The sequence below is a fragment of the Paraburkholderia sp. genome (assembly GCF_035656215.1).
Classification (GTDB): domain Bacteria; phylum Pseudomonadota; class Gammaproteobacteria; order Burkholderiales; family Burkholderiaceae; genus Paraburkholderia.
In genome coordinates, this window is sequence record NZ_DASRSY010000352.1 from 1 (window position 1) to 5,818 (window position 5,818).

Annotated in this window: 6 protein-coding genes; all 6 read left to right on the forward strand. The window is 59.8% G+C overall.

Annotated elements, in window-relative coordinates:
* A partial coding sequence (locus VFE81_RS20520) for a LysR substrate-binding domain-containing protein (protein WP_325046351.1) occupies positions 1 to 768 on the forward strand: 768 nt, incomplete at its 5' end.
* 137 nt (positions 769 to 905) lie between these two features.
* Positions 906 to 2,219 (forward strand): Glu/Leu/Phe/Val dehydrogenase, encoded by a 1,314-nt coding sequence (locus VFE81_RS20525; protein ID WP_325046352.1) that lies wholly within the window; start codon positions 906 to 908, stop codon positions 2,217 to 2,219.
* A gap of 276 nt (positions 2,220 to 2,495) precedes the next feature.
* A complete protein-coding gene (locus VFE81_RS20530) occupies positions 2,496 to 3,389 on the forward strand; it encodes a glutamate/aspartate ABC transporter substrate-binding protein (protein WP_325046353.1) in 894 nt (297 codons plus the stop codon).
* A gap of 82 nt (positions 3,390 to 3,471) precedes the next feature.
* Entirely contained in the window at positions 3,472 to 4,212 is a 741-nt protein-coding gene (locus VFE81_RS20535) for an amino acid ABC transporter permease (RefSeq protein WP_325046354.1), read from the forward strand.
* The gene (gene gltK, locus VFE81_RS20540) at positions 4,212 to 4,889 is read left to right on the forward strand and encodes a glutamate/aspartate ABC transporter permease GltK (protein WP_325046355.1); all 678 of its coding nucleotides are present in this window, start codon (positions 4,212 to 4,214) and stop codon (positions 4,887 to 4,889) included. The genes VFE81_RS20535 and gltK overlap by 1 nt, the downstream gene beginning before the upstream one ends.
* Complete coding sequence (locus tag VFE81_RS20545) at positions 4,886 to 5,611, forward strand: amino acid ABC transporter ATP-binding protein (protein ID WP_074282222.1); 726 nt, start codon at positions 4,886 to 4,888, stop codon at positions 5,609 to 5,611. The genes gltK and VFE81_RS20545 overlap by 4 nt, the downstream gene beginning before the upstream one ends.
* Positions 5,612 to 5,818: the final 207 nt, after the last annotated feature.

Below are 5,818 nucleotides of genomic sequence, written 5' to 3' on the forward strand. Positions count from 1 at the left end.
GAGCAGGCGCTCGCGATGCTGTCGCAGTTCCATGAGGCGCGTGCTCTGCTGCGCGGGCACACGGCGACGCCGCAGGCGACCATCGAGTTCGCGGTGCCGCACACGCTGTCGCTCACGTACTTTCCGCGCTGGCTGCAACGCATCGAAGCGCAGATGGGCCCGATCCACACCCGGCTGCGGGCGTTGAATGTGCACGACGCCGCTTTGGCGCTGGTGGAAGGCGGCTGCGATCTGATGATGGGCTATCACCATCCGAGCCATCCAGTCGCGCTCGATCCGGCGCGCTACGACATGCTCACGCTCGGCAACGAGCCGATCAGTCCGTTCTCGGCGCCCGGCCGCGCCGGGCGGCCCCGGCACACGCTGCCGGGAACGGCCGAGGCACCCACGCCCTATCTGACCTACACGCCGAACGCGTACCTGGGCCGCATGACCGAAGTGATCCTCGCCAACGCGCCGGAACGCCTGTATCTCGACCGTCTCTATGAGACCGACATGGCCGAAGGGCTCAAGGCGATGGCGCTGGCGGGCCACGGGATCGCCTTCCTGCCGTACAGCGCAGTAGAAGACGCGGTCGCCGCCGGCAAGCTGATCCGTCTTGATCGTGCAACTCGCGGCACGCCCGAAGGGCAGCTTACGTTGACCATGGAGATCCGTCTCTATCGCGACAAGCTCGCGGCACAGAGCGACGATGCGCGGCAGATACTCGTGCGGCAACTGTGGGACGTGGTGTCGGAGGAGCTGGCGCAGGGCGCGGGCGCTGCCTGAGACCTGCATCCCTGCGACGCGAATTTACAGCTTCTTAACGGTTATGCAAAAAAAACATAATCGGATAAGGAAACGGCATTGGATTTCAAAACGGCGTTTTTCGACAATGCTGCTATTCGATCAACGCCGGAGCGTTCATGTCTTCCCAGCAGCAAATCGCACAATCCGCATCATCGTTGCAGTCCGTTCCCTCCTACCTCAATAGCGAAGACCTCGGCCCGTGGGGCAACTACCTGCGTCAGGTCGACCGCGTCGCGCCGTACCTCGGCTCGCTGTCCCGCTGGCTCGAAACCCTCAAGCGCCCGAAGCGTATTCTGATCGTCGATGTGCCTATCGAACTCGATAACGGCACGGTCGCGCACTTCGAAGGCTATCGTGTGCAGCACAACGTGTCGCGTGGTCCGGGTAAGGGCGGCGTGCGTTATCACCAGGACGTGACGTTGTCGGAAGTGATGGCGCTGTCGGCGTGGATGTCGGTGAAAAATGCTGCTGTGAACGTGCCGTACGGCGGCGCGAAGGGGGGTATCCGTGTCGACCCGCGCACGCTGTCGCGTGGTGAGCTGGAGCGCATGACGCGCCGTTACACGAGCGAAATCGGCATCATCATCGGACCGAATACCGACATTCCCGCGCCGGACGTGAACACGAACGAGCAGATCATGGCGTGGATGATGGACACGTACTCGATGAACCAGGGCCAAACGGCTACGGGCGTCGTGACCGGCAAGCCTATCACGCTCGGCGGTTCGCTGGGCCGTCGTGAAGCGACGGGCCGTGGCGTGTTCGTGGTCGGCAGCGAAGCGGCACGCCGCATCGGCTTCGACATCGAAGGCGCGCGTATTGCGGTCCAAGGCTTCGGTAACGTGGGCGGTATCGCTGCGCGTCTGTTCCAGGAAGCGGGTGCGAAAGTGGTCGCGGTGCAGGATCACACCGGTTCGCTGTACAAATCGACCGGTATCGACGCCAACGCACTGCTCGAGCATGTCGCGAAGACTGGCGGCGTGGGCGGTTTCCCTGAAGCCGATGCAGTCACGAACGAAGAATTCTGGACGGTCGAGTCGGACATCCTGATTCCGGCTGCACTGGAAAACCAGATCACTGAAAAGAACGCCGGCAAGATCAAGACGAAGATCGTCGTGGAGGGCGCCAACGGCCCGACCACCACGGCGGCGGACGACATTCTGCACGACCGCGGTATCCTCGTGATTCCGGACGTGGTGGCCAACGCCGGTGGCGTGACGGTGTCGTACTTCGAGTGGGTGCAGGATTTCTCGAGCTTCTTCTGGACCGAAGACGAGATCAACCAGCGTCTCGAACGCGTGATGCGCGAAGCATTTGCCGCAGTCTGGCAAGTGTCGAGCGAACAGAAGGTGTCCGTGCGGACCGCGGCGTTTATCGTCGCGTGTAAGCGGATCCTCGAAGCGCGCGAATTGCGCGGCCTGTATCCCTGATTTACCGCTGATCATTTTGCGTGAAACGGCGGGCCCGCCATCTCTCGGACCCGCTGCCAATCCTTGCTTTGACGTGGTTCATAAGACCGCGTGTGTTACCCGGCGGGCAGCATCGTATCGATGCCGCCCGCCTTTGCGCGTCTGCCGCTGCGGGATTGCCGGAATAAGGCGCCGTAAGCCCGTAGCGGCAGACACGCAACAAACATGGTTTATAGCAATACTTTCAGAATAATTACTTTGCTAAACTGGCGCCGGTTCTTGCCAAGGAGATCACACATGAAGGTTAAAAAAGCTGCGCTGCTGCTCGCGACTCTCGGACTGTTTACGGTTGGCGCGCATGCGCAAGACGCTGGTACGCTGAAAAAGATCAAGGATACGGGCGTCATTTCGCTGGGACACCGCGAATCGTCGATCCCGTTTTCGTACTACGACGACAAGCAGAATGTCATCGGCTACTCGCAGGAATTCGCGCTGAAGGTGGTTGAGGCGGTCAAGCAGAAGCTGAACATGCCTAACCTGAAGGTCAAGCTGACGCCTGTCACGTCGCAAAACCGTATTCCGCTGGTGCAAAACGGCACCGTCGACATGGAATGCGGCTCGACCACCAATAACGCCGAGCGCCAGCAACAGGCTGCGTTCTCGAACACGATCTTCGTGATCGGCACGCGTCTGATGACCAAGAAAGACTCGGGCATCAAGGACTTCGCGGACCTGAAGGGCAAGACCGTCGTCACGACGGCCGGCACCACCTCCGAGCGCCTGCTTCGCAAGATGAACCAGGACAAGAGCATGGGCATGAACATCATCAGCGCGAAGGACCATGGCGAGTCGTTCCTGACGCTCTCCACCGGCCGTGCTGCTGCGTTCATGATGGACGACGCGCTGCTGGCAGGCGAGCGCGCCAAGTCGAACAACCCGGGCGACTTCGTGATCGTCGGCACGCCGCAATCGCATGAAGCGTACGGCTGCATGATTCGCAAGAACGATCCGGAGTTCAAGAAGGTGGTGGACGACGCGATCGCGAAGGTCGAAACCTCGGGCGAAGCCGATCAGATCTACAAGAAGTGGTTCGAATCGCCGATTCCGCCGAAGGGCCTGAACCTGAACTTCCCGGAAAGCGACGACATCAAGGCGCTCTACAAGAGCCCGAATGACAAGGCAATCGATTAAACCTTAGCTGTTTTTTTGAAACGCTGAACGAAACGGAAGGGGCCACGCGCTTCTTCCGTTTCTTTTTGCTGGAGTCTTGGTCATGTCATATCACTGGAACTGGGGCATTCTGCTGAGTCCGGTCTCCACCGGCGAGCCGACCACCTATCTGGGCTGGCTGATGTCCGGCTTCTGGGTGACGATTACCGTGTCGCTGTCGGCATGGGTGATCGCGCTGATCGTCGGTTCGTTTTTCGGTGTGCTGCGCACGGTGCCGAACAAATGGGCGTCGGGGATCGGCACGCTCTATGTCGCGATTTTCCGCAACATCCCGCTGATCGTGCAGTTCTTCATCTGGTATCTGGTGATACCGGAGTTGCTGCCTGCGTCGATCGGTAACTGGTACAAGCAACTGCCGCCTGGCGCGCAGTTCTTTTCGTCGTCGATCCTGTGTCTCGGGCTCTTCACCGCCGCACGCGTGTGCGAGCAGGTGCGCTCGGGCATCAACGCGTTGCCGCGCGGTCAGCGTGCCGCGGGTCTGGCAATGGGTTTCACGCAATGGCAGACGTATCGCTACGTCCTGCTGCCGGTTGCGTACCGGATTATCGTGCCGCCGCTCACGTCCGAGTTTCTGAATATCTTCAAGAACTCGGCGGTCGCGTCGACGATCGGTCTGCTGGATCTGTCCGCCCAGGCACGCCAACTGGTCGACTACACGTCGCAGACGTATGAGTCGTTTATCGCGGTCACGCTGGCGTATGTGCTGATCAATCTGGTCGTCATGCAACTGATGCGCTGGGTTGAACACAAGACCCGGTTGCCCGGCTATATCGGAGGTAAGTGATGCATCATTTCGACTGGAGCGGTATTCCGGGCGCACTGCCTACGCTGTGGACCGGCGCCATCGTCACCATCAAGATCACGCTGCTTGCGATCGTGATCGGCATTATCTGGGGCACCATTCTCGCGATCATGCGGCTTTCGCCATTCAAGCCGTTCGAATGGTTCGCGAAGGCCTATGTCACGGTGTTCCGCTCGATCCCACTGGTGATGGTGCTGCTGTGGTTCTTCCTGATCGTGCCGCAGGTGCTGCAAAACGTGCTGGGCTTGTCGCCGGATATCGACATTCGGCTGGCTTCGGCGATGGTCGCTTTCTCACTGTTTGAGGCAGCGTACTATTCGGAGATCATCCGCGCCGGCATTCAGGCGGTGCCGCGCGGGCAGGTCAATGCCGCGTTCGCGCTCGGCATGAGCTACCCGCAGGCAATGCGCCTCATCGTGCTGCCTCAGGCGTTCCGCGCGATGGTGCCGCTGCTGCTTACGCAAGGTATCGTGCTGTTTCAGGATACGTCGCTCGTCTACGTGATCAGCCTTGCTGACTTCTTCCGCACCGCCACGAATATTGGCGACCGTGACGGTACGAATGTCGAGATGGTACTGTTCGCGGGGGCGTGTTATTTCGTGGTCTGTGTGATCGCGTCGAGCCTCGTCAAAGGTCTTCAGAAAAAGGTCGCAAGATGATCTCTATCAAGAATGTTTCGAAGTGGTACGGTCAGTTTCAAGTGCTGACCGACTGCACGACGGAAGTCAAAAAAGGTGAAGTCGTGGTGGTGTGCGGCCCATCGGGTTCGGGCAAGTCCACGCTGATCAAAACCGTCAACGGTCTTGAGCCGTTCCAGAAGGGCGAGATCGTCATCAACGGCCAATCGCTGACCGACAAGAAAACCAATCTGTCGAAGCTGCGTGCGAAGGTCGGCATGGTGTTCCAGCACTTCGAGCTGTTCCCGCATCTGTCGATCGTGCAGAACCTGACGCTTGCGCAGATCAAGGTGCTCGGGCGCTCGAAGGACGAAGCCACGACCAAAGGCTACAAGCTGCTCGATCGCGTCGGCCTGCGCGCGCATGCGGATAAGTTTCCAGGGCAATTGTCGGGTGGTCAGCAACAACGTGTGGCGATTGCACGCGCGCTGTCCATGGACCCGATCGCGATGCTGTTCGACGAGCCGACCTCCGCGCTCGATCCGGAAATGATCAACGAAGTGCTCGACGTGATGGTCGAGCTCGCGCAGGAAGGCATGACGATGATGTGCGTCACGCACGAAATGGGTTTTGCCAAGAAGGTCGCTCACCGCGTGATCTTCATGGACAAGGGCTTGATCGTGGAAGACGATCGCAAGGAAGACTTCTTCGCGAATCCGAAGTCGGATCGCGCGAAGGATTTTCTGGCGAAGATCCTGCACTGAGGGTTTTATCGGGCAACGCTGTTTATGTGGCGTGGCTCATGCAGAAAAAAAGCCGCTTCGGAAGAAGCGGCTTCAGACTGCTGACCAACCCCACGTTTTTCGGAGCGTGGGGTTTTATTTTTCAGGCCAGGCAGATCGTGCGATGGGCCTCCCCAGATCGGGCGAAGCGGGCCAGAAACGCGCTGGCGAGCCTGTGCAGGACGCCAG

Coding starts and splice junctions, on each gene's coding strand:
- VFE81_RS20545 (WP_074282222.1), top strand. CDS start 4,886: ATGATCTCTATCAAGAATGTTTCGAAGTGGTACGGTCAGTTTCAAGTG.
- VFE81_RS20525 (WP_325046352.1), top strand. CDS start 906: ATGTCTTCCCAGCAGCAAATCGCACAATCCGCATCATCGTTGCAGTCC.
- gltK (WP_325046355.1), top strand. CDS start 4,212: ATGCATCATTTCGACTGGAGCGGTATTCCGGGCGCACTGCCTACGCTG.
- VFE81_RS20535 (WP_325046354.1), top strand. CDS start 3,472: ATGTCATATCACTGGAACTGGGGCATTCTGCTGAGTCCGGTCTCCACC.
- VFE81_RS20530 (WP_325046353.1), top strand. CDS start 2,496: ATGAAGGTTAAAAAAGCTGCGCTGCTGCTCGCGACTCTCGGACTGTTT.